Below are 21,131 nucleotides of genomic sequence, written 5' to 3' on the forward strand. Positions count from 1 at the left end.
ACTGACACCCATATATTAAGGGAAAGGAGACGACCATGACTCAGGAATTCCTGACAACTGTCTTCGGCTGGATGACCGCCCTTAACATCGCTGTTTTGTTGTTCAGCACACTTATGATCCTCATCATGCAGGACTGGATTGCAGGCGTGCATGGCAGAATCTTCCAAATGGAGCGGGCCGACGTAAAGAGGGCCTATTTCAGATATCTTGCGAACTACAAGATCCTGACAATCATTTTTTGCCTTGTGCCGTGGCTGGCCCTCAAACTGGCATAGAGCATCCAAACCTGACGTTCCAAGGGACCTTAGGGCCCCTCCTGTTCGTTGTAACATGGCTCACGGATTGCTAGGTCAGGTCCAGATCGCAAGACAATCATTCGGAGCCCGACAATGGACAAGCAAACTGAAATCGAACTTCAGGCCGCAGCGTTTCGCCGTTTGCAGCAGCATCTGATGCAGGATCGCACCGACGTACAGAACATCGATATGATGAATCTGACCGGGTTCTGCCGCAATTGCCTGTCGCGCTGGTATCAGGAAGCAGCCAATGCCAAGGGCATCAACATGGACAAAAACGAAGCGCGCGAGATTTTCTATGGCATGACCATGGATGAGTGGAAGGCCAACTACCAGACCGAAGCGAACGCCGAGAAACAAGCCGCCTTCAAGGTCGCGTTTGAAGAGAACGTCACAAAAAAAGGCTGACGCCCCGAAAACGAAAAATGCCCGCCATACTGGCGGGCATTTGGTTTAGATTGCAGCCTTTCGGCTTTCGTCCAGATAGATCTCGCGAAGGCGTTTGGCAATCGGGCCCGGCGTACCATCACCCAGTGCCACGCCATCAATCTCAACCACCGGCATGACAAAAGCGCTGGCCGAAGTGGTGAAGGCCTCATCCGCCTCTTTCGCCTCGTCGATGGTGAACAGGCGCTCCTCAATCTCCATCTGCGCCTCGGCTGCCATGCGCAGAACCGCCTTGCGGGTGATGCCGTGCAGAATGTCGTTGGACAGCGGGCGGGTGACGATCTTGCCGTTCTTGACGAAATAGGCGTTGTTGCTGGTGCCTTCGGTGACATAGCCGTCTTCAACCAACCAGGCATCGTCACAGCCAGCCGCTTTCGCCATCATCTTGCCCATGGACGGATACAGCAACTGTACGGTTTTGATATCGCGTCGGCCCCATCGGATGTCGTCGATCGAAATAACCTTGGCCCCTTTCTTCGACGCGGGGCTGTCGGCCAGACCTGGCTTATTCTGCGTGAACAGAACAAGCGTAGGCTTGGTATCCGCTGACGGAAACACAAAATCCCGGTCGCCGTCACTGCCGCGCGAAACCTGTAGATAGATCAGACCTTCTTCGATGTCGTTCAGCTCGACCAGTTTGCGATGGATTTCCAGAAGTTCTTCTTTGCTGCAGGGTTTAGCCATCTGTAACTCGTCCAGCGAGCGTTTCAGCCGCACCGCGTGGCCTTCGAAATCGACCAGCTTACCATCCAGCACACTGGTCACTTCGTAGACGGCGTCTGCAAACAGGAAACCTCGATCAAAGATCGAGACGCTTGCCTCGGTTTCAGGCAGGTATTCGCCATTCACATAAACGGTGCGGGTCATGTTCTTCTCCTCAGCCCCAAAGTGCCGCTTTGGGCGGATGCACTCCGGCGTCATCAAAAATCAGGGGTGTGTCGCGGTCTTCTGCCAACAAAAGCGGTCCGTCAAGGTCCGTCACCATCGCGCCCTGCGCCACCAGCGTTGCAGGTGCCATGGCCAGCGAACTTCCAACCATGCATCCGACCATGATGCCATAGCCCTCGGCCAGCGCGGCCTTGCGCAGCTCCAGCGCCTCGGTCAGACCGCCGGTCTTGTCGAGTTTGATGTTCACCACATCATATTTGCCTTTTAGCGCAGGCAAGCTGGCCCGATCGTGACAGGATTCGTCGGCACATACCGGCACCGGACGATCCATGCCGATCAGTGCATCATCCTCACCGGCTGGCAGAGGTTGTTCAACCAGAGCAACGCCCAGTCGCACAAGATGCGGCGCAAGATCGGCGTACACTTCAGCAGACCAACCTTCATTGGCGTCGATAATGATTTTGGAGTCCGGCGCACCAGCCCGCACAGCCTCAAGCCGGGGCATGTCGTCCGGTGTACCAAGTTTGATCTTCAACAAGGGTCGGAACGCATTTTCTGCCGCCTGTGCCTGCATTGCCTCGGGAGTGTCCAGGGAAAGAGTATAGGCCGTAACTTCAGGCCCCGGTGCGGCAAGTTCCGCCAGCTCCCACGCCCGTTTGCCGGAGCGTTTCGCCTCAAGGTCCCAAAGCGCACAATCCAATGCATTCCGAGCCGCGCCGGCAGGCAGCAGATCCATCAGGGAATAGCGAGAGAATACGTCGGGCAGGCCGGCAATCTCGGCCTCGACTGAATCCAGCGTTTCGTCATAGCGCGCATAGGGCACGCATTCGCCCCAACCATGATGCACACCATCCGAGATCCGAACCGTCAGGACCTTTGCCTCGGTCCGTGAGCCGCGCGAGATAGTGAATACCTGCGCCAGCCGAAATACATCGCGGGAAACGTCAATCTGCACGCGTTCAACCTTTCATCGAAAGTGGTGTCTGTTGCCGACAGCAAGGGGCGATCGGCAACCTGCTTAGATCACAGTGCGGCCAGCGCATCCACCAGTTTACCGGCACCAAACCGGTAAGGATCGGTTGCTGGGATACCCATCTCGGTCTCAACCTTGGCGATGTATGCGTGTGCGTCGTCTTCGCTCAGATGCTGGGTGTTGATCGACACTCCTGCAACCTGACACTCTGGGTTTGCCACGCGCGCCAGCGGCAGTGCTGTGTCGCGCAACTGTTCCAGCGTCGGCAGCGAATACTCAGGCAATCCTCGCATATGGGTCCGGGTCGGCTCGTGGCACAAGATCAGCGCGTCGGGCTGACCGCCATGAATCAGCGCCATGGTGACGCCAGAATAGGACACATGGAACAACGAGCCCTGCCCTTCGATGTGATCCCAGTGATCCGGATCATTGTCTGGTGTCAAATACTCAACGGATCCCGCCATGAAATCGGCGATAACCGCATCCAGCGGGACGCCCTGACCCGTGACCAGAATTCCGGTCTGACCGGTGGCCCGGAAGGTGGATTTCATGCCGCGTTTGCGCATTTCAGCGTCCATGGACATCGCAGTGTACATCTTGCCGGCAGAGCAGTCGGTTCCAACGGCCAGGCACCGCTTACCGGTACGCTTGCGGCCGTTTGCGATAGGATATCCTACGGTCGGTACACGGACGTCGTGCAATGTGCAGCCGTGAGTCTGCGCCGCAGCAACCAGATCGCCTTCGTCGCGCAGCAGGTTGTGTAGGCCCGACGCCAGATCATAACCCATTTCCAACGCTGCGATCAGAACCTCTTTCCAGGCCTCACTGATGACCCCACCCCGGTTGGCAACACCAATGACAAGAGTCTTGGCACCAGCAGCTTTACCTTCGGCAAGTGTCATTTCGGTAAGACCCAAATCAGTCTTGCAACCATCCAGCCTTATTTGACCCACGGCATTCTCAGGACGCCAGTCCCGGATACCAATGGCCACTTTGGCCGCCAACAAGTCGGGCGCATCGCCCAAAAACAACAGGTACGGTGTCTCGATCATTGCGGTGCACTCCTTTGATTCTGGCTTAAGCTAGAGAACCGTTTTGACGAGGGTTTCTCAAATTCTTCTTGCCTGCCCGCCCACAGCGGGAAGGTTTTGCGTATTTTGGCTTTCTTGCACAAGATTGTTCGAAGTTTTTAAACTGATCAAACTTTAAGCACCCCATTTTGCCAGTATCTTCAATCATGCTGCATACGCATTGCCGCATATGCACAATCACGCTTGCGCAGCATTGCGCAATTTAATATCCCATGACCAACCCTAAACGCAATTTCCTTACTCTCATGAGGTCCAAATGAGCTTCCGCATCCAACCTGCCGCTCCGGCCCGGCCCAATCGCTGCCAACTGTTTGGCCCGGGCTCGAACACCAAGCTATTTCCCAAGATGGCTGCATCAGCTGCAGACGTCATTAATCTGGATCTAGAAGATTCGGTGGCTCCTTCCGACAAGGATACCGCTCGCGCTAACGTAATCGAGGCGCTGAACACAGTTGATTGGGGCAATAAATACATGTCGGTTCGGATCAATGGGCTGGATACACCCTATTGGTACCGTGACGTGGTTGATGTGCTGGAACAAGCAGGCGACCGTCTGGATCAGATCATGATCCCCAAGGTAGGCTGCGCGGCGGATGTCTATGCAGTTGACGCGCTGGTCACCGCGATCGAGCGCGCCAAGGGCCGAACCAAGCCAATTTCATTCGAAGTGATCATCGAATCTGCCGCCGGACTGGCGCATGTCGAAGAAATCGCAGCCTCATCCCCGCGCCTGCAGGCCATGAGCCTTGGTGCCGCAGATTTTGCAGCCTCAATGGGCATGCAAACAACCGGCATCGGGGGTACGCAGGAAAACTACTATATGCTGCGCGAGGGTGAGAAGCACTGGTCCGATCCGTGGCACTGGGCGCAGGCCGCAATTGTCGCCGCCTGCCGCACCCATGGCGTGCTGCCGGTGGATGGTCCGTTCGGCGATTTCTCAGACGATGAGGGCTATATCGCACAGGCCAAACGGTCTGCCACGCTGGGGATGGTCGGCAAATGGGCCATCCACCCCAAGCAAATCGCATTGGCCAATCAGGTCTTCACACCGTCGGATGAAGCAGTGTCCGAAGCGCGCGAGATTCTGGCCGCCATGGAACAGGCAAAAGCCAATGGCGAAGGCGCGACGGTCTACAAAGGGCGTTTGGTCGATATTGCTTCGATCAAACAAGCCGAGGTTATTGTGGCGCAGGCGGAATTAATCGCGGCGGGTAACTAAGAAAAAAGGGCGCTCAGCTGAGCGCCCAATCGATCTGATCAGCGTCCAAATACATTGTTTGGTGTCCATGTGAAACGTTCACCCTTCTTTCCTGATTTCATCATCAGGCACGAGGTACCGTATTTCTGAAAATACTTGATTTTGATTGGATACCAACCCGCCTGCGGCACCTCGACCTCGGTGCGTTGGTTGGCTTCGCAGCCCTGACGGCCGTTGACATAACCGATCTGCTGACCGCCGACCCAGGCGTCAATCCCATCGTTCGACCAGGTCTCAAGCTCGTAAACTCCGGGTGAATCAAACCGGATATATCCGCTGATTTCCGCGGCAACATTGAACGCCTGATTGTAGGTCAGGACAGGATCACCTTCGTTCGTGTCTCTGTAGTCCAAACCTCTGAGGGGCTGACCCGGCTTTGCCTTTTTCAGCAGATGATTGACCTTCGAGAGGTTCTGGATTTTGCGGGGCGGGTTACCTTCCCAACTGTATTTTACGTTCAAACCGGCTTTTGGGCTGGGCTGAGGGCTAGCTGGCTGTAACTTCAAAGGTGCTGCTGTCGCAGCGCCGGCAAACATTGCCAAGGCAGCCACCAGCGCTCCGGTGCGGAAAAATGTCATGGTCTACTCCCTGAATTTGCGCCTGCTTCGGGGTTAATCCCTGCCGACGATCCTGTTGAGATGACACTAGGCGCTGAACTTTGACCTCGCAAGATGGTTAAAAATCACTTTTTAATGGTCACGCACGCATATCCTTAGGCGATCCCATCACAACATATGAGGTGATCGAGGTCACATGCGGCAGTGTACCCAGCACCTCGGTGTGGAAGGTTTTGTAGGAAGGCAGATCGGCACATTCGACCCGTAACAGGTATTCGATCGTGCCGGTGATGTTGTGACATTCCACCACTTCGGGCGCTTGTTGCAAGGCCCTTTCGAAACCTTCCTGCGCCGCTTTTGTGTGCTCGCCCAGACCAACGCCGATATAGGCAACGAAACCCACCCCCAGCGCCGCCGGGTTCAGCACTGCTCGGTAGCCGGAAATGATCCCTGCCCGCTCAAGCTCCTGCACCCGGCGCAAGCAAGCGGATGGGGACAGGCCCACGCGATCCGCGAGATCGAGATTGCTGACGCGGCCATCGCGCGAAAGTTCGTGCAATATTTGTTGGTTGATCTGATCAATCTTCGCCATTTATTGCGACATTAGCCTAAGAACGCACGAATACGCAATTTCATTTGCCGGGTTCAGCGAGAAAATGCAGCCATGACCTACGATATCCTGATGGCCCTGATCGCGTTTGCTTTTGTCTCGTCAATCACTCCAGGCCCCAACAACCTTATGCTGATGGCATCAGGTGCGAATTTCGGCTTTCGCCGCACGATCCCGCATATGCTGGGTATCGGTTTGGGCTTCACCTTTATGGTGCTTCTGGTGGGGGCGGGGCTGGTTCAGGTCTTTGACCGGTATCCGATTAGTCATACCGTGTTGAAAGTTCTTTCGGTTCTGTATCTGCTGTATCTGGCATGGAAAATCGCCCATGCAGCGCCCGCTAAAGGTGCCGATACTGCGGGCACCCCGATGACGTTCCTGCAAGCTGCAGCCTTCCAATGGGTGAACCCAAAAGCCTGGGCGATGGCGTTAACCGCGACAGCCGCCTATGCGCCTGAACAATCGCTGAACGCCATTCTGCTGGTCGCGCTGGTGTTCGGCGCCATTAACCTGCCCTCGGTCAGCACCTGGACGGTTCTTGGACAGCAAATGGCGCGAATCCTGACGAACCCGCACCGATTGCTGGTTTTCAACTGGACGATGGCGGCCCTGCTTGTGGCCTCGCTCTATCCGGTGCTGTGGCCGAATTAGGTTACCTGAGCGGCAGGTAAATTTCGGTCAACAGATTCTCGGGGGCCGTTTCTCGTGGATCGTTGAGATAGATCTCATAACACGGATGGTCCGCAGGTTCTTCGCCAGACTCGGGCAACCAATTGCCAAATAATGTCTGATACGCGCCGTGAAGGCCGGAATAAGGGCCCTTGAAGGTCAGCACCGCTGTTTTGCCACCCGGAATTTCAAGGTCTTCCATCCCCTCGGGCGTATCATCACCGCAGAATTCAGCACCTGCAAAACTGCGCAATTCATCCTCGGGCACATCGTCCGGACTGTCGAGATACAGCCCGATCATCGGGCCGACTTGCGGCCACAGTTTGCGGGATTCGCACAGGGCACCAAAGGCCTCAAAGCTGCGGCCAATCTCGGCATACGCCCCTTTATGTGGCAGCGCTATGACTCGGCGGGACGGTTCGGTTCGGGTTGTTACGGGATGCATCGGATGTCCTCCGGTTTTGAACATTGGATGGGCCGGCAGTATTTGCCCCGCACGTCGAAACGCGGTGGGGCTGCTGCCGTAGGCCTCGGAAAAGGCCCGCGCAAAGGATTTTTGGTTCGGATAGCCAATGTCGGTCGCGATCCGCGTAACCGGTCTGTCTGTTTGCACCAGCCAGCAGGCGGCACGGTGCAGGCGTATCCGACGGGTGGCCTGCGCGCAGGTCTCGTCAGTAATGGCGCGAAACACGCGATGCCAGTGAAACCGCGACATGGCCGCAACCTCGGCCAGGGCGTCCAGAGACAAGTCTCTGGCGGGGTTGTCATGAATGTAGGTCAACACACGCAGCACGCGATCTTCATAGCTGGCAGCCATCAGTATCCTTCCTTCACTTTGCCCATCGGTGATCGCATATTCCACAACCACAAATCTTGCTGAGTTGCATCCCGGACAAGCATTAGTCATATAGCAGGGAACTTCCGCGTTGAGAGGCGTCATGACCCAGTATCTGGATTTCGAAAAACCGCTGGCCGAGATCGAAGGCAAAGCTGAAGAGCTGCGCGCGCTGGCCCGTGCCAATGAAGAAATGGATGTGACCGAAGAGGCCGCCGCGCTGGATGCCAAGGCCGCCAAGCTTCTGGACGAGCTGTATGCCGATCTGACCCCATGGCGGAAATGTCAGGTGGCGCGTCATCCTGAACGTCCACACTGCAACGATTACGTGGATGCGCTGTTTACCGAATTCACCCCACTGGCCGGTGACCGGAACTTTGCCGACGATCTGGCGGTAATTGGCGGTCTGGCGCGGTTCAACGATCAACCCGTCATGGTGATTGGCCACGAAAAAGGCAGCGATACCAAATCGCGGATTGAGCGCAATTTCGGCATGGCTCGGCCCGAAGGGTATCGTAAAGCTGTGCGCCTGATGGAGATGGCGGGCCGCTTTGGCTTGCCGGTGATCACTCTGATCGACACTGCGGGTGCCTATCCCGGCAAGGGGGCGGAAGAACGTGGCCAATCCGAGGCCATCGCGCGCTCAACCGAGATGTGCCTGAAGATTGGCGTTCCTTTGGTGTCCGTAATCATCGGCGAAGGTGGTTCGGGTGGCGCGGTCGCCTTTGCGACTGCGAACCGCGTAGCGATGCTGGAGCATTCGGTCTACTCGGTGATTTCGCCCGAAGGCTGCGCGTCGATTCTTTGGAAAGATGCCGAAAAAATGCGCGAGGCCGCCGAAGCGTTGCGCCTTACCGCTCAGGATCTGCACAAGCTGGGCGTTTGTGACCACATCATCACCGAGCCCAAGGGCGGTGCACATCGCAACCGCCCGGCGGCGGTCGAAGCCGTGCGGTCTGCAATTGCCTCGATGCTGGAAGAGCTTGATGGGAAAGACGCGGCAGCCCTGATCAAGGACCGCCGTCAGAAGTTCCTGGATATCGGTTCGAAAGGGCTGGCGGCTTAACCCGTCAACCACCCAACCGCTGCAACAGAGCCACTGAAGGCTGGCCAGTCACGGACAACCCGTTGGCGCGCTGGTAGGCGCTAATTGCCGCCTCAGTATTCTTGCCGACAACACCATCTGCGCCTTGTGTGTCATAGCCCGCGGATGTCAGGCGGCGCTGCAGTTCTTTACGATCCTCCAGTGTCAAACCGGTCGCATCCGGCCCGAATGACGCTTGGAACGGCGCGCCGCCAGTAATGCGATCAGAAAGATGACCTACGCCGATCGCGTAGCTGTCCGAATTGTTGTAGCGCTTGATCACCTGAAAATTGCGGAACACAGCAATACGTGGGCCAGGCGTCTGCGGTTGCAGCACTGCCGCCGGCGTGCCCGAAACCGTGCCGACTTCACCGCCCCAAGGCTGCCCTCGCACCCAACCGGCGCGTGCCAGATAAGCCGCCGTTGACGCAAGTGAATCTGCTGGGTCATCGGACCAGATATCGCGCCGCCCGTCGCCAGTGAAATCGACTGCATAAGCAAGGTAGGACGTCGGAATGAACTGTGTGTGGCCCATCGCTCCGGCCCAGCTGCCGGTCATGTTAGCCGGGGTCGTATCGCCCTCTTGAATGATCTTCAGCGCCGCCACCAGTTGCTTCTCAAAAAACGCTCCGCGCCGCCCGTCATAGGCCAGAGTCGACGTTGCCGAGATCACCGGCACATCGCCCCGCCGTGCGCCATAGCGGCTTTCTAGGCCCCAAACAGCCACGACGACCTCTTTGTCGACACCGTATTGGGCTTCGATCTGCGACAGGGTTCCTGCATGCCGCACAAGCATTTGTTTGCCGGTGCTGATCCGCTCGTCCGACGCGGCAATGGCCAGATAATCCTCAAGCGAGCGTTTGAATTCGACCTGATTGCGATCGCGTTCGATCACTTCGGGCAGATATCCTGCGCCTTGAAACGCGCGGTTAAGGGTCGTCTGCGAAATGCCCTGAGACGCTGCCCGGTTTTTGAAACTGGCCACCCAGGCATCCCATCCGGCGTTCGGAACAGCACGCATCCGCGAAGCCGGAGCAGTGTTGGGTGCGGTGCCTGTGGAACAGGCCGCCAACAGGGTTGACCCAAGCCCGAAGGAGAACATTCGTCGATTAATCATGATTAAATCTGCTCTTGTTGTGATTTGCGCTCAGGATAGCGCAGCCCTGTCGCTCAGGCCAGCAAAGCGACATTCGAAATCACCTGAACAGAGAGATAGGCAACAAGCCGCTCAGGTCACAAGCAGCCGCAACCCCTGTGTCACATCCGAACGTACAGCAAGTCGCAAACCGGGCTCATCCCCGGCCTTGAGCGCAGCGATGATCAGGCGATGGTAGTGCGGTGGCTCGGTCCTCCGCAACCGACCATATAGCGCACGCATCGTTGGACCCAGTTGCAGCCAGACGGTTTCGGCCATGGCAAGCATCGCGGGGGCCTGCGCGCGTAGATACAGCGTGCGGTGAAATTCCAGATTTGCACGGATATATCCCACTGCATCGCGTTTCGTGACCATCTCGGCTACTGCCATGTTGATGCTTTGCAACCGGTCAATCAGCGCCATATGCGCGCGCGGCAGGGCCCGGCTGGCCAGTTCAACCTCAAGCAGCGCGCGCAGCGCCGCCAGCTCTTCGATCCGATCGCGCGTGAGTTCCGGCGTTGATACCCGACCGGAGGTGGACAGGAACAAAGCACCTTCTGCCGCCAGACGTCGCACCGCCTCGCGCGCGGGAGTCATCGACACACCGAATTCCTTGCCAATCCCGCGCAGCGTCAACGCCTGCCCCGGGGCAATCTCTCCATGCATGATGCGGGATCTGAGGGCGCGATAAACGCGATCATGGGTTGCCGTATGAGACTCGGCGGGGCGTGAGGTTAACATGAGTTTATGTGATCACAAATCGCGCTGAGGTCAAGCGACGGAGTCGAAGCGATATCTGTGCAGTTCAGCCCCGTTGTCTCGCAGCCAGCGGCGTGGTTCTTTGTAAGGGCCAAAAATACGCTCGACCTGCGCCCAGAACGCAGGTGAGTGGTTCATTTCGGCAAGATGCGCCACTTCATGCGCGGCCACATAATGGAGAACCTCTGTCGGGGCGAGGATCAACCGCCACGAGAACATCAACCCGCCCGCAGAACTGCACGACCCCCAGCGCGAACGCGTATCGCGCAAAGTAAGGCTACTGTACGACCGCCCCAGCATCGCCGCGTAATCATCGCACGCACCGGTCAGACGATCGCGGGCAAGCTCTTTTAGAAACCGCGCTAGTCGCCGTGCTTCGGCACCGGGCGGAACCCCGATCGCATCGCCACTCAGCAAGACCCTCCGCCCCGATGCAGGAACGATTCGCCGCGCCGTACCCTCGATCGGAATGAACTGCCCTACGCCAACTGCTTCAATGCTGGGTCGATCCTGCAGGTGCCCGCGGATCCAGCCCTCTTTCTGCTGTGCGAAATTCAGCGCTTCGGCTTCAGCCACCCCTGTCGGGTAGGTCAGCGTAACCCGTCCATCCAATTGGGAAATTCGCAAACTGATCCGCCGTGCGCGCGCCGATCTGCGCAGTGTCAGCGGCACCGGAGGTGTTCCGGGCAATGCGTGTCGCCCCATGGGTGGGCCTCCTTTGCGCAAAGGCTTTGACAGTGCCTGCCGCATGTGGCAGGTGACCTGAATCATTGATGAGATTCACCTGATATCAAGGGGATTTGATATGCCCAAGGAAGAATGGGGCGTAAAGCGTGTCTGCCCGACAACCGGCAAACGGTTTTACGACCTGAACAAGGACCCGATCGTCAGCCCCTATACGGGCGAGGTCGTGGAGCTGGATACCGGAAAAAGCCGGATGATCGCCGCGGATGCTGAAGATGCCGCATCGGTCAAGGCGCGCGAAGCGTCGTCGGACGAAGACATCGTTTTGGATGATGACGATAATGTCGATGTCGAATTGGATGACGATCTGCTGGACGACGATGACGACGGCGACAACGTTTCACTAGACGATATAAAGGACATGTCGTCAGAAGACGAAAACTGATGGATCCCGAGGCGGCCCCGCCGCCTCGACCCGGCCTGCGAGGTCGGTCTGAATTTTTTGCGGATTCCGATTTTAGGACTTGCACTCATCGACGGCGTCTCATAAACGTCCGTCCACCGTTACGACGGTACCTTTATGGGGCCTTAGCTCAGTTGGGAGAGCGCTTGCATGGCATGCAAGAGGTCAGGGGTTCGACTCCCCTAGGCTCCACCAAAACCTAACAATACAACTGGATAGCAAGCATTAGAGCGGTGTGACACACAGGTGTGACACAAAATGAAGCTGCATGCGTATCTCTCAATGTCCAGACATGACATCTACTACTTTCGTTGGCCATTGCCCGACACAAGACCAAAACCCCATACCAGACCAAGCACCACACGTAGGACCATTCGGGTGTCTTTGCGTACGAGATGCCCTAAAGAGGCTGGCACTCTGGCACGGCGTCTTGCAGTGTGCGGCGACACAATAACAAAGCACATAGAAATATCGGGCATGAACCACGGCGAACTGCGCACAAAGGTGCATGAGCACTTCACGGAAGTACTAAAGAAAGCAAAGGCGCGTAGAAATGAACTTGGCCCCTACACCGAACTAGAGAGAGAGCGTATCTTCTACTACATCTTGTCGTGGTTGCGGCTGCGGAACTTTTGACCACGCGGCGCATGGCGGATCCCATGACATCGCGCATAGCCAAGGAAGCGCGGATGAGGGATGCGGACCGGGTTCGTGCGTGGGCGGCAGAGAGACTATCCATCAAGGCAAACAACGTCGTCACTGTTGCTGATCTGTATTCGAATTTCCGTCAGTGGTGTGCCGCAGAAGGTGTATCGGACAGCCGAATTCCTGCGCGCAACAGCTTCGCTCGACGCTTGCGTCATGTAGGGCCCCGTCTAGTTCCAGGACCCAATAGCAAAGGCGCTCGGTTCGAAATTGCTATCCTCAAGACGGCCTGATTTAAAGTGGGACAGCTTGTAACGAGGCCAAACGAACTAGGCCGGCCATTTCGTTTTGGGTGGACATGCAATAAAACCTCCCAACTTCCCTGTCGGGCGTTTGGTTGGGAGGTTGGGATGTTTTGTGTCTCGTCCGTCTGTATATTTTCTGTTGTTCACATCAAGCATAATGCTGCTTTTTAACGCCCGACGTTCATTGCAGCGCTGCGGTGCGACCCCGCGAGGACCTCCGTGTTTCGTCCAGCGCCTGACGCATTGCTGCCAAACCAGCCCGCTCGACATACTGGTCCATCGGGTCGAGTTCATCCCAAGTGCGAGATGCGGCAGCAGGCCAGATCTGCGGATGACTGTGCCGCATTTGGCTGAGCCGCCATTCATGGTGGCAGAGTTGCGGTGTCATAGCTTCAGGATCGCTCAGGAAGCGCGCAGCGACACCACAGCAGGCCTGCCACTGCCGGTCATGCACAATCGGGCTTTCCTCGCCGCTCGTTGCTGTTTGGGCTTCACAGTAGGCCATAGCGATCAGGACGATGTGCCTTGCTGCGGCAGCTTCAAGTTGGATATCTTGCTCCATGTGATGTCTCCTATTCATTATGTTGATGCGCATCCCGTTGGCTGTTGCCACCGGCGACCACCCCAAGGCGGGGTTGGTGATCACGATTTTCGTGACGCTCTGGATGCTGTTGGTTTCGCCCTGCCTTAGGCTCATCAGTGGATCGGCGCTAGACCCAGACCATTGGCACCGGTCGCAAGCATGTCTCGGGCGGTCCATACACCGGCGGTCTTCCGCGACTTACGGGCAAAGCTCGGTAGAGGAGCGTCATCATGTTTGGGGGAATTGCGGGCTGTCCGCCCACGATTGGTATGTAATCGCTAAGTCTGTCAGCTTCAAGGAGCGGGCGGCGTAGCGCGGACAAAACAAAAGCGGCTACGTCATTTAGAAAGAACAACGTCTGCTTCGCGCTCAAAATCAGCCGCTCACGCCAAGTGCAGCAAATGACTGTTCTGAGCCCAAAGCTGACCGGTTTCATTTCAGTACCCGCGCCTAAACGAATGATTGCCAATCGCCTAATGCAATTGAGCGTTATGAGAAAATTTCGTAAGAAAAGACATCTAAGTCTTCCTCAAAACCCCGCAAAGAATGCCGCCCCATTTTTTTCGGCTCTTCAGATACCAAGTTCACAAAATCGCCCGTTGCTAAAAGCCGCGCCTCCAGTTTTCGCGTCAGGCCCTCTAACCTGCTGGCTATCGCGACTGATGGGCCAGTTACCGTAAAATCCAAACGCTTTTCAGTGCCAACATTCCCGTAGACAGCCGCCCCAGTGTGCAAACCAACCCCAAATTCAGCACGGTCTGATGGATCAAGTTCTTCATTCCTTTGGAACGCTTCACGCGCTGCGGACAGGGCAGCTTCGCACATGTCCTCGGGTAGTCTTCGTTGACCATCAAAAGGAAAGATCGCAAGCAACCCATCGCCAACGAATTTAAGTACCTCTCCGCCGTGATCGTGTACCGCCCCACCGACACAATCGAAGAATTGGTTAACCGTCGCGACATATTTTTCCGATGACAGGCGCTGGCTCAAAGCAGTAGAGCCGCGCATATCGCTGAACAAGAGAGCACAGTCAATTATGCTGACATCTCCCCGGGCTATTTGACCGTTCAGTACGGATCGACCGGACAACTTGCCTAGATAGACCTCCATCAACTCAGCTGCCAAGAACTGTTCCGACAATACACGCGCTGCACCAAGCAAAGGTAAAGATAGCCGCGACAGACCATCTACCTCACGGTCTGTGAAGCCAGTACGACGCTTTGTAGCAAAAGACACAGACGCGCCCAAAGCCCACTCCATCTCTCCGTCAAAGACAACAGTGCGATTGCCGAATGGTGCACTGCATACGACATAGTCGGTGACACCTGCTTCAGCGAGTTTTCGGAATAGCGGAAATTTGTCACGGGTCGCTTGGTCAGTCAGATTTGCTCGCATGAAAGGAAACTTGATTGTGCCGTTCGCAAGACCGTCCGCCAAGTCCCAGACTTCCTTATTAAAGTGCTGTTTCGCAATCTCATTGGCCAATTTCGAATTCTCTCCGAAGGGTGCTTTGTCGAAGAGATCAGCCGTTACTGAGCTGCGTGGAAGAACGGTCCATTCAATACGATGGTTCGACGCATCCCACGTTGCATCGAGCAATCCAATTACAGGGTGCATCATCAGGCGGCCCAAGGAAACACGCGTGACCGGCACGCCACCATCGATCAGCCTGTGACTTAACTGCTCGACTAGTCCGCCAAGATCAGCATCAAAAAAGGCCAGCTTTTGCAGCCAATCTGCAATGCGGTCGAAAACATCCGCCATAACTTACACCTCCACCATCATCTTGTTACAGCTGAGGGCTCGTGTCATTCGGTTTGTCTTCGAACGCTCAATTCTCTAGCGATGGGTTTGCAAATTCTCACGCGCGTTCGCTTGAGATATTGGCCAAAGCCCGTCAGTTTTTCGAGCTACGAAATAGTACCGGGCGCAACAGTCGATAGAGAAACGTGACTTTCAGCTCTAAAGTGCTCTTGCCAAGGTCCTGTGCATCGGTGCAACTAACGGCCGCTTTGTCCGCAGAGCGGTCATTGAGACGGAACGCAGCGAACGACCGCTCTGAGCCCAAAGCGGTCTAGTGTGGCTGCCATTTCAGAGCATCATTTTGATTGGGAAACTTGGCGCGCAATTTAAAGCCGGCAGAGATTTTCCTTTCTGCCTTAGATCACCTCGATGCTAGGCTCGGGATAATTCGCCTTGCTGAGTATGGAAAAACTATGACCAAACTGAATGTCTCCCGTCGTACAGCAATAACCGGTCTTGGTTGCGCATCGATGATCGCGATTGCCAATGCCACATCCTCTTATGCGGCCTCGACATTGCAGGATCTTGGAGGCCAGCTCCAAACACTGCCTGAGATCACTGTCTACACAGCGCGGCGTGTCATCACCATGGAAGACAACGACCCGGCTATTAACGCGGTTGCCGTGGTCGGAGACCGTATTCTGGCCGCTGGCCCGCGCGACAAACTCGTTGACCGGATCGGTTCGCAGCCGTTTCGGCTGGACGATCAGTTCTCCGAAAAAGTTATTATCACGGGTTTGATCGACCAGCATGTGCATCCTTTCCTCGCGGGATTGACCCTGACCTCCGAGATAATATCGATCGAGGATTGGAACATTCCGACTGGCCTTTCGAAGGCCGCCGTCGATGAAGCAGATTATAAGTCTCGTTTGCAAGCGGCCGAAGCGGCTATGGATGATCCCGACGCTTTGCTGCTGACGTGGGGGTACCATCACTTCTTTCATGGCGAGATCAGGCGTGCGCAACTCGACGAGATCAGTAGCACGCGTCCAATCATCATAATCCACCGATCTGCGCACGAGTTTGTCCTTAACACTCCAGCATTGAAATTTCTGGGTATCACCGAGGATTTTGTTAATGGCTTTGAGGGGCTCGCTCTTGAGCAATCGAGTTTCGAGGACGGGTATTTCTTCGAGGCAGGCATGTTCGCCGTTCTTCCCGCAGTCGCTCCGGTGCTTGCTACACCAGAGCGCCTGGGCGCGGGTTTGAGGCTGGCGCGCGAGTATATGCACCGTGCAGGCGTCACAGTTGCTGCGGAACCGGGTGGCGTGCTGTCCCGGCCTCTTCAAGAAGCAACCAACGCGGTCTTTTCAGGATCCGATACCCAACTCAGGACCTATTTCATACCTGACGGGAAATCCCTGGCTGCCTTGCACTTTCAAAATGGTTCGATGATTGAGGAGACCGAAAAACTGCTGGACTGGGGTGAAGGTAAGACGGCGTTCATGCCGAAGCAGGTGAAACTCTTCGCCGATGGCGCTGTTTACAGTTTGGCCATGCAGGTATCGAAGCCTTATGTGGGCGGCGATTTCCACGGCGAGTGGATCATGCAGCCGGACGAGTTCAATCCCGTATTCGATGCATATTGGGATGCAGGTTACCAAATACATGTTCATCAGACCGGCGACCTTGCCGTGGACTTGATCTTGGACGCTGTTGAGCGAAACATGCGCCGGAAGCCGCGGGCAGGTCACCGTACAACATTGGTTCACTTCGGTTATGCGAGAGAAGATCAAGCAAAGCGGATCGCTGAGCTGGGCTGCATCGTCAGCGGCAATCCATACTACGTAACTGCGCTGTCAGATCGATATAGCGAGCTTGGACTGGGCCCGGAACGTGCGGATGACATCGTTCCCCTTGGGCCAATTAAGGCCAACGGCATTCCGATCTCATTCCATTCCGACGTACCAATGGCTCCCGGTGAACCGCTGTTCCTAGTATGGGCTGGCGTAAACCGAACGACCTTCTCAGGCCGTGTCGCAGGCCCAGAACACCGCCTGTCGGTCGAAGACGCTTTGCGGGCTGTGACTATCGATGCGGCCCAATCCTTGCGATTGGAGGATGAGGTTGGCTCTATCGCTCCCGGCAAGTTGGCGAACTTCACCATCCTTGAAGAGGACCCATTCGAGGTGGAAGCCGACAAGATTAAAGACATCGGTATCTGGGGGACCGTACTTGAGGGTGACATTTTTCCAGTGTCAGACGACTTCGATCTCGACCGCGCGTCATTATCGCCAAACCGGGATACAATAAATCCACCAACAAAGCCGCTGTATGCGCTTGCCGATTTATCGGGCATCGCCCAGAAAGGCATGCTTGCCGGATGCTCGTGTTGCGCTTCACCCGTATCTCAGTCGTGCACGACATCTGCAGCGGGAAAAATCTCTGCTGTTAGCTGTTGCGGGACCAATGCTTTGGGGTGGGCCGTCGTGTCCGAATGGGCCTCCAGAGTTTAGATTGGAGCCAAGCCAAGGATAGGTTTCGGTCGTCGGCATTGTCTGAAATGCGGTCGGTCGAACGGAATGATCGGCACAACTGCTTCAAGTTCAAAGTAGAGTTGCTAATCTTACTCTTCGCCAGCTTGCGGCAGACGATTACTTCACACATCGCGTGAGTGTTGAGCTTTCTACAGCCAAAGGGTTACGCTCTAAATCGGTTACAAATCAATCGCACGATCGTATTCGATAAGCACGTCAACACTTCCGCGAGGCACCAAATTGCACAAGCCTAGAAAAACAAACTTTGGTGCTGTAACAGCGTTGGTTCTTTCAAATACACTAATGGCTGCCCCTCTTGAAGCTCAGCAGGCCGTTCCGGTGACCTATTCGCTTGAAGCAGGCGTGGTTTATGGACAGGGGTTCGTGACGAAAGAGGGTGAGGAGGTTTCGCGCGACTTGTGGATGGACATCTATCATCCGACCGAAGCCACAACCACGCCGCGACCCGCTGTAGTCCTCACCTTTGGCGGCGCATTCCATCGCGGCAGTCCGCGGCTTACGTTTCAATCGGGTGGCGCTCAGGATACCTCGATGGGCAACTATTGCCGTCGGTTTGCCGCGAGGGGCTATACGTGCTTTGCAATCGACTATCGGCTGACACCCGAAGGGCCTGTGCCGTCAGGGGAAGGGTATCAAGCAGATTGGATCGCGCCCGACAGTCTGTTGCCTCTGTTGCCCCAAGCCAACCATATTCGGGGGACTATGGACCTGCCGCCGCTTGATTTCAGCATCCCCGAACAAGAGAAGACAATGGTTGATGGCGTGATCTCGGCTGCCGAAGACTTGCGCAAAGCGGTGCTTCATATCCGCGAGTTCGCGGACACATACGAGATCGATCCGAACCGTATCGCGCTTGGTGGCTTTTCCGCGGGTGCAGTAACATCTTGGAACGTCGCGCATGGTATGGGAGTTTCCGTCTCCGGCGTTTTTCTCCTGTCTGGAACCGATGCCGGGTTTGACGTGAACAAGGCTGTCACGGCCTCTTCAAACAGACCACCGATACTAATGTTTATGGGGCAGTATGATTTGGCAGGCGCGTTGTCTTCCGTTCCAATGCTCATCGATCACTACCAAAAAGTTGGCGTGGATCACGAGTTCGCATGGGTGCCGGGCTTCGGCCATTTCTATCCCGCTGGCGCAGCCAGTTTGGGTAGCGATGCAGTGAGTATGTCTGTGGAAGGTCGGATTGCCGAGTTCCTCGAACGCGTTATCGGAAAAGGGTCATAACGTTCAGATCACTAGCTGCAAGCGACAATTGACTGATGCGTGGCACTAGTCGCCTTGCGCAATGCCCGCTTAGTCCGCGATGCCGCCTTTAACAGATCTGGATCTGAATGTCCGCTTGGCGCGGTTCGCAACCCGCTGCGCGAGCAAAGGATCAAAGCGTGATGAACGGCAGCAGTGGGCTCTGACCGCCAGTCGGTGCGAGCCGCAGAGAACGGCGGGAGAGAGCCCAAAGTATCGAGTGCTGCGTGATGTCCCAATGACTACAATGCGCAGACAGCGGACTTTGCAAAATTCAGCGGACGGCCCAATTCGGACGTCGCCCGATGGGCGTCGTTGCTGCGTTGCAGCCCGCCATTCGCCGCGAGCGCCACGCTAGAAAACAATTCGACGCGAGCACATGACTTTGCCGAAACCACCTGCCATGAGGCCAGAGATTGTTCCATTATCGATTTCCAGATCGATTTTTATCAGGCTCGGACTCGCCGGGTTCATAAACACCCCTTGTTCGATTTGAAATGATCGTTGAGATGATCCGACAAAGTCGTGCAATACACACGCTAAAGGCCCCGCAGCCATCCCCGTCGCGGCTTCTTCTTCAATCGCATATCTGGGCGCAAACATGCGGGTTGTCGCGTCTCGGTTGGTCGCTGATGGGTCTGTTGTAAAGACGTAATAGCCGATCAGATCCAGTTGTTCGCTGATTTGTGTGATTTTGGCGAAATCTGGTTTCACCTTGGCAAGACCTTCGGCATAAGCGAGGCCGATAACAATGAAACTGTTGCCGGTATTGACCAAAACCGGTGGGATCTCCTGATCAAGTTGATGTCTGCTGATCCCAAGGGAGTTCAGTACATCGTCGATGCTTACACCCTTTTCCGCCCATTCCTCTGGTATCGCGTATTTTGGGGCCAGTTGTTCCATATAGGCGGCACTTTCTTTCATGAGTATGCGCCTCGGCCCATCAACCGTCTCCTTCGAGGTGTTGGGATTGGGAATCCGGCCTAGCGCATCAAGGCGCGAGAAGGCGGCGATTGTTGCGTGACCGCAATGAGCAATGCGCCGGTTTGGTGTGAAGAAATCAAGTTTGAAGCCTTCAGTCTCAGACCGAGAGACAAAGGCCGTTTCGGACAATCCAACCCTTGCCGCAACGGCTTGCATATCCTGTTCGCTCAATTCATCAGCGTCCAGGACGACGCCTGCGGGATTTCCTCCGGCGCCACCGTCGACAAAGCCGTGTACGATTTCCACTGTTACCTCTACGGCAGTATTTGTTTGCGTATTCATTGACTTACTCCATGCGTGAGGTCGCACCTTTGAGCGCGGTGCGGCCAGTTCCACGTCAGTTGCTAGCGGTGGTGATGCCGTTCAGAAAGGCGGTCATCTGCGCTGCAATCTCGGGCCCATACTCTTCGAGTGCAAAGTGTCCCGTATCGAGCAGATGAAACTCGAGATCATTCAGATCGCGTTGATAGGGATAGGCGCCTTCGACCGGAAAGATGTGATCATTTTTGCCCCACATCAGCAGCGTCGGGGGTTGATGTTCGCGAAACAGCGCTTGCCATTTTGGGTACTCGGCAACGTTGGTGCCGTAATCCAGAAAGAGTTCAAGTTGCACCTCTTGATTGCCATCGCGGTCAAGCAGGTATTGGACGTGCCAATAGTTATCCGGGCTGATCAACTCGGGTTTTTGAACTCCGTGGGTGAACTGCCATTTGGTGGCATCTAGAGTGAGGAATCCACGAAGCTGGTCGCCATTCTCTTGCGATGGCTCGGCCCAATAGGCTTTGATGGGATCCCAGAACTCGCGCAGCCCTTCTTCATAAGCATTCCCGTTTTGAATGATAAAGCCAGTGACCCGTTCGGGTTGTTCCGCAAACATACGGAAACCAACCGGGGCACCGTAATCCATCAGATAGACCGCGTATTGATCGATACCTTTCCGGTCGAGCAGCGCCGTCATCATTCCAGAGATATTTGCGAAAGAATACTCGAAGTTTTCGGCCATCGGCATGTCCGACGCGCCAAATCCGGGGAAATCGGGCGCGATCACGTGGTAGTTCTTGGCAAGTTCCGGGATAAGGTTACGGAACATATGCGAGGAAGTCGGAAAGCCATGAAGCAGCAGGACGGTGGGCCTGCTCGGATCTCCGGCCTCACGATAAGCGATACTGACTTCGTCGATTTGTTCGGTGCGGAAATAGACGGCCCGCGTGGCCTCAATTCCGGTCCCTGCTGCGATTGCAGGAGCTGGTGCAATTGGTGCAGCGATTGAAAGCGCGAGAATGCTGGCGCTCAGGATGGATTTCAAATTGCGCGACATG

21 protein-coding genes and 1 tRNA gene are annotated in these 21,131 nt (G+C 55.8%); 9 read left to right on the forward strand and 13 right to left on the reverse strand.

Annotated features, from left to right (window positions below; translation table 11 throughout):
* The first annotated feature begins 35 nt into the window (after positions 1 to 35).
* Together ACR0MJ_RS13640 and ACR0MJ_RS13645 are read left to right on the forward strand one after the other, a co-directional pair.
* A complete protein-coding gene (locus ACR0MJ_RS13640; protein ID WP_480761330.1) occupies positions 36 to 275 on the forward strand; it encodes a DUF6868 family protein in 240 nt (79 codons plus the stop codon).
* Between the two features lie 114 nt (positions 276 to 389).
* On the forward strand, positions 390 to 704 hold the full coding sequence (locus ACR0MJ_RS13645; protein WP_170401979.1) for a DUF1244 domain-containing protein: 315 nt from the start codon (positions 390 to 392) through the stop codon (positions 702 to 704).
* Positions 705 to 749: 45 nt separating this feature from the next.
* Here ACR0MJ_RS13645 and ACR0MJ_RS13650 read toward each other — a convergent pair whose 3' ends face one another.
* The 3 genes from ACR0MJ_RS13650 to dgcN form a co-directional block, all read right to left on the reverse strand.
* Positions 750 to 1,610 carry a D-amino-acid transaminase gene (locus tag ACR0MJ_RS13650; RefSeq protein WP_480761331.1) on the reverse strand — a complete coding sequence of 287 codons (861 nt, stop codon included), beginning with the start codon at positions 1,608 to 1,610 and terminating at the stop codon, positions 750 to 752.
* Positions 1,611 to 1,620: 10 nt separating this feature from the next.
* Positions 1,621 to 2,586 carry an N-acetyl-D-Glu racemase DgcA gene (gene dgcA, locus ACR0MJ_RS13655; RefSeq protein ID WP_170626221.1) on the reverse strand — a complete coding sequence of 322 codons (966 nt, stop codon included), beginning with the start codon at positions 2,584 to 2,586 and terminating at the stop codon, positions 1,621 to 1,623.
* A 68-nt stretch (positions 2,587 to 2,654) separates the two neighbouring features.
* Positions 2,655 to 3,656, reverse strand: a complete 1,002-nt coding sequence (gene dgcN, locus ACR0MJ_RS13660; RefSeq protein ID WP_170395572.1) for an N-acetyltransferase DgcN — start codon at positions 3,654 to 3,656, stop codon at positions 2,655 to 2,657.
* A 295-nt stretch (positions 3,657 to 3,951) separates the two neighbouring features.
* On the opposite strand from dgcN, the gene ACR0MJ_RS13665 reads away from it, so the two are divergent.
* Positions 3,952 to 4,914, forward strand: coding sequence for an L-malyl-CoA/beta-methylmalyl-CoA lyase (locus tag ACR0MJ_RS13665; protein ID WP_480761332.1), 963 nt, complete (start codon positions 3,952 to 3,954; stop codon positions 4,912 to 4,914).
* A gap of 38 nt (positions 4,915 to 4,952) precedes the next feature.
* Here the strand turns inward: ACR0MJ_RS13665 and ACR0MJ_RS13670 are convergent, their stop codons facing one another.
* Both ACR0MJ_RS13670 and ACR0MJ_RS13675 read right to left on the reverse strand, forming a co-directional pair.
* Positions 4,953 to 5,531, reverse strand: a complete 579-nt coding sequence (locus tag ACR0MJ_RS13670) for a PA14 domain-containing protein (RefSeq protein ID WP_170395568.1) — start codon at positions 5,529 to 5,531, stop codon at positions 4,953 to 4,955.
* Positions 5,532 to 5,649: 118 nt separating this feature from the next.
* On the reverse strand, positions 5,650 to 6,102 hold the full coding sequence (locus ACR0MJ_RS13675; RefSeq protein ID WP_480761334.1) for an Lrp/AsnC family transcriptional regulator: 453 nt from the start codon (positions 6,100 to 6,102) through the stop codon (positions 5,650 to 5,652).
* A gap of 72 nt (positions 6,103 to 6,174) precedes the next feature.
* Here ACR0MJ_RS13675 and ACR0MJ_RS13680 point away from each other — a divergent pair, with 72 nt between their 5' ends.
* The gene (locus tag ACR0MJ_RS13680) at positions 6,175 to 6,771 is read left to right on the forward strand and encodes a LysE family translocator (RefSeq protein WP_170566138.1); all 597 of its coding nucleotides are present in this window, start codon (positions 6,175 to 6,177) and stop codon (positions 6,769 to 6,771) included.
* 1 nt (position 6,772) lies between these two features.
* Here the strand turns inward: ACR0MJ_RS13680 and ACR0MJ_RS13685 are convergent, their stop codons facing one another.
* Positions 6,773 to 7,606: an AraC family transcriptional regulator gene (locus ACR0MJ_RS13685; RefSeq protein WP_480761335.1), complete on the reverse strand. Its 834-nt coding sequence runs from the start codon at positions 7,604 to 7,606 to the stop codon at positions 6,773 to 6,775.
* Positions 7,607 to 7,727: 121 nt separating this feature from the next.
* Here ACR0MJ_RS13685 and ACR0MJ_RS13690 point away from each other — a divergent pair, with 121 nt between their 5' ends.
* On the forward strand, positions 7,728 to 8,690 hold the full coding sequence (locus ACR0MJ_RS13690; protein WP_170395560.1) for an acetyl-CoA carboxylase carboxyltransferase subunit alpha: 963 nt from the start codon (positions 7,728 to 7,730) through the stop codon (positions 8,688 to 8,690).
* 4 nt (positions 8,691 to 8,694) lie between these two features.
* Here the strand turns inward: ACR0MJ_RS13690 and ACR0MJ_RS13695 are convergent, their stop codons facing one another.
* The 3 genes from ACR0MJ_RS13695 to ACR0MJ_RS13705 form a co-directional block, all read right to left on the reverse strand.
* Positions 8,695 to 9,825, reverse strand: a complete 1,131-nt coding sequence (locus ACR0MJ_RS13695; RefSeq protein ID WP_480761337.1) for a lytic murein transglycosylase — start codon at positions 9,823 to 9,825, stop codon at positions 8,695 to 8,697.
* A gap of 111 nt (positions 9,826 to 9,936) precedes the next feature.
* Positions 9,937 to 10,584 carry a GntR family transcriptional regulator gene (locus ACR0MJ_RS13700; RefSeq protein WP_170395556.1) on the reverse strand — a complete coding sequence of 216 codons (648 nt, stop codon included), beginning with the start codon at positions 10,582 to 10,584 and terminating at the stop codon, positions 9,937 to 9,939.
* Positions 10,585 to 10,614: 30 nt separating this feature from the next.
* Positions 10,615 to 11,307, reverse strand: a complete 693-nt coding sequence (locus tag ACR0MJ_RS13705; RefSeq protein ID WP_480615325.1) for a M48 family metallopeptidase — start codon at positions 11,305 to 11,307, stop codon at positions 10,615 to 10,617.
* Positions 11,308 to 11,407: 100 nt separating this feature from the next.
* Between ACR0MJ_RS13705 and ACR0MJ_RS13710 the strand changes: the two genes are divergently transcribed.
* Entirely contained in the window at positions 11,408 to 11,731 is a 324-nt protein-coding gene (locus ACR0MJ_RS13710; RefSeq protein WP_170402007.1) for a TIGR02300 family protein, read from the forward strand.
* Between the two features lie 137 nt (positions 11,732 to 11,868).
* Positions 11,869 to 11,944, forward strand: a tRNA-Ala gene (locus ACR0MJ_RS13715).
* 936 nt (positions 11,945 to 12,880) lie between these two features.
* On the opposite strand, the gene ACR0MJ_RS13720 is transcribed toward ACR0MJ_RS13715, so the two are convergent.
* Entirely contained in the window at positions 12,881 to 13,261 is a 381-nt protein-coding gene (locus ACR0MJ_RS13720) for a hypothetical protein (RefSeq protein ID WP_170402011.1), read from the reverse strand.
* A gap of 510 nt (positions 13,262 to 13,771) precedes the next feature.
* Complete coding sequence (locus ACR0MJ_RS13725; RefSeq protein WP_170402013.1) at positions 13,772 to 15,046, reverse strand: adenylate/guanylate cyclase domain-containing protein; 1,275 nt, start codon at positions 15,044 to 15,046, stop codon at positions 13,772 to 13,774.
* Between the two features lie 452 nt (positions 15,047 to 15,498).
* On the opposite strand from ACR0MJ_RS13725, the gene ACR0MJ_RS13730 reads away from it, so the two are divergent.
* Positions 15,499 to 17,541, forward strand: a complete 2,043-nt coding sequence (locus tag ACR0MJ_RS13730; RefSeq protein ID WP_480761338.1) for an amidohydrolase — start codon at positions 15,499 to 15,501, stop codon at positions 17,539 to 17,541.
* Positions 17,542 to 17,865: 324 nt separating this feature from the next.
* Positions 17,866 to 18,810: an alpha/beta hydrolase gene (locus ACR0MJ_RS13735; protein ID WP_170403767.1), complete on the forward strand. Its 945-nt coding sequence runs from the start codon at positions 17,866 to 17,868 to the stop codon at positions 18,808 to 18,810.
* A gap of 372 nt (positions 18,811 to 19,182) precedes the next feature.
* On the opposite strand, the gene ACR0MJ_RS13740 is transcribed toward ACR0MJ_RS13735, so the two are convergent.
* Together ACR0MJ_RS13740 and ACR0MJ_RS13745 are read right to left on the reverse strand one after the other, a co-directional pair.
* On the reverse strand, positions 19,183 to 20,148 hold the full coding sequence (locus tag ACR0MJ_RS13740) for a PhzF family phenazine biosynthesis protein (RefSeq protein WP_480761340.1): 966 nt from the start codon (positions 20,146 to 20,148) through the stop codon (positions 19,183 to 19,185).
* Between the two features lies 1 nt (position 20,149).
* Positions 20,150 to 21,130 carry an alpha/beta hydrolase gene (locus ACR0MJ_RS13745; protein ID WP_170684125.1) on the reverse strand — a complete coding sequence of 327 codons (981 nt, stop codon included), beginning with the start codon at positions 21,128 to 21,130 and terminating at the stop codon, positions 20,150 to 20,152.
* Position 21,131: the final 1 nt, after the last annotated feature.

Source organism: Ruegeria sp. C6, assembly GCF_056537625.1.

Coding starts and splice junctions, on each gene's coding strand:
- ACR0MJ_RS13720 (WP_170402011.1), bottom strand. CDS start 13,261: ATGGAGCAAGATATCCAACTTGAAGCTGCCGCAGCAAGGCACATCGTC.
- ACR0MJ_RS13675 (WP_480761334.1), bottom strand. CDS start 6,102: ATGGCGAAGATTGATCAGATCAACCAACAAATATTGCACGAACTTTCG.
- ACR0MJ_RS13690 (WP_170395560.1), top strand. CDS start 7,728: ATGACCCAGTATCTGGATTTCGAAAAACCGCTGGCCGAGATCGAAGGC.
- dgcN (WP_170395572.1), bottom strand. CDS start 3,656: ATGATCGAGACACCGTACCTGTTGTTTTTGGGCGATGCGCCCGACTTG.
- ACR0MJ_RS13730 (WP_480761338.1), top strand. CDS start 15,499: ATGACCAAACTGAATGTCTCCCGTCGTACAGCAATAACCGGTCTTGGT.
- ACR0MJ_RS13725 (WP_170402013.1), bottom strand. CDS start 15,046: ATGGCGGATGTTTTCGACCGCATTGCAGATTGGCTGCAAAAGCTGGCC.
- ACR0MJ_RS13680 (WP_170566138.1), top strand. CDS start 6,175: ATGACCTACGATATCCTGATGGCCCTGATCGCGTTTGCTTTTGTCTCG.
- ACR0MJ_RS13665 (WP_480761332.1), top strand. CDS start 3,952: ATGAGCTTCCGCATCCAACCTGCCGCTCCGGCCCGGCCCAATCGCTGC.
- ACR0MJ_RS13640 (WP_480761330.1), top strand. CDS start 36: ATGACTCAGGAATTCCTGACAACTGTCTTCGGCTGGATGACCGCCCTT.
- ACR0MJ_RS13650 (WP_480761331.1), bottom strand. CDS start 1,610: ATGACCCGCACCGTTTATGTGAATGGCGAATACCTGCCTGAAACCGAG.
- ACR0MJ_RS13745 (WP_170684125.1), bottom strand. CDS start 21,130: ATGTCGCGCAATTTGAAATCCATCCTGAGCGCCAGCATTCTCGCGCTT.
- ACR0MJ_RS13695 (WP_480761337.1), bottom strand. CDS start 9,825: ATGATTAATCGACGAATGTTCTCCTTCGGGCTTGGGTCAACCCTGTTG.
- ACR0MJ_RS13710 (WP_170402007.1), top strand. CDS start 11,408: ATGCCCAAGGAAGAATGGGGCGTAAAGCGTGTCTGCCCGACAACCGGC.
- ACR0MJ_RS13645 (WP_170401979.1), top strand. CDS start 390: ATGGACAAGCAAACTGAAATCGAACTTCAGGCCGCAGCGTTTCGCCGT.
- ACR0MJ_RS13705 (WP_480615325.1), bottom strand. CDS start 11,307: ATGGGGCGACACGCATTGCCCGGAACACCTCCGGTGCCGCTGACACTG.
- ACR0MJ_RS13700 (WP_170395556.1), bottom strand. CDS start 10,584: ATGTTAACCTCACGCCCCGCCGAGTCTCATACGGCAACCCATGATCGC.
- ACR0MJ_RS13735 (WP_170403767.1), top strand. CDS start 17,866: ATGGCTGCCCCTCTTGAAGCTCAGCAGGCCGTTCCGGTGACCTATTCG.
- ACR0MJ_RS13670 (WP_170395568.1), bottom strand. CDS start 5,531: ATGACATTTTTCCGCACCGGAGCGCTGGTGGCTGCCTTGGCAATGTTT.
- ACR0MJ_RS13685 (WP_480761335.1), bottom strand. CDS start 7,606: ATGGCTGCCAGCTATGAAGATCGCGTGCTGCGTGTGTTGACCTACATT.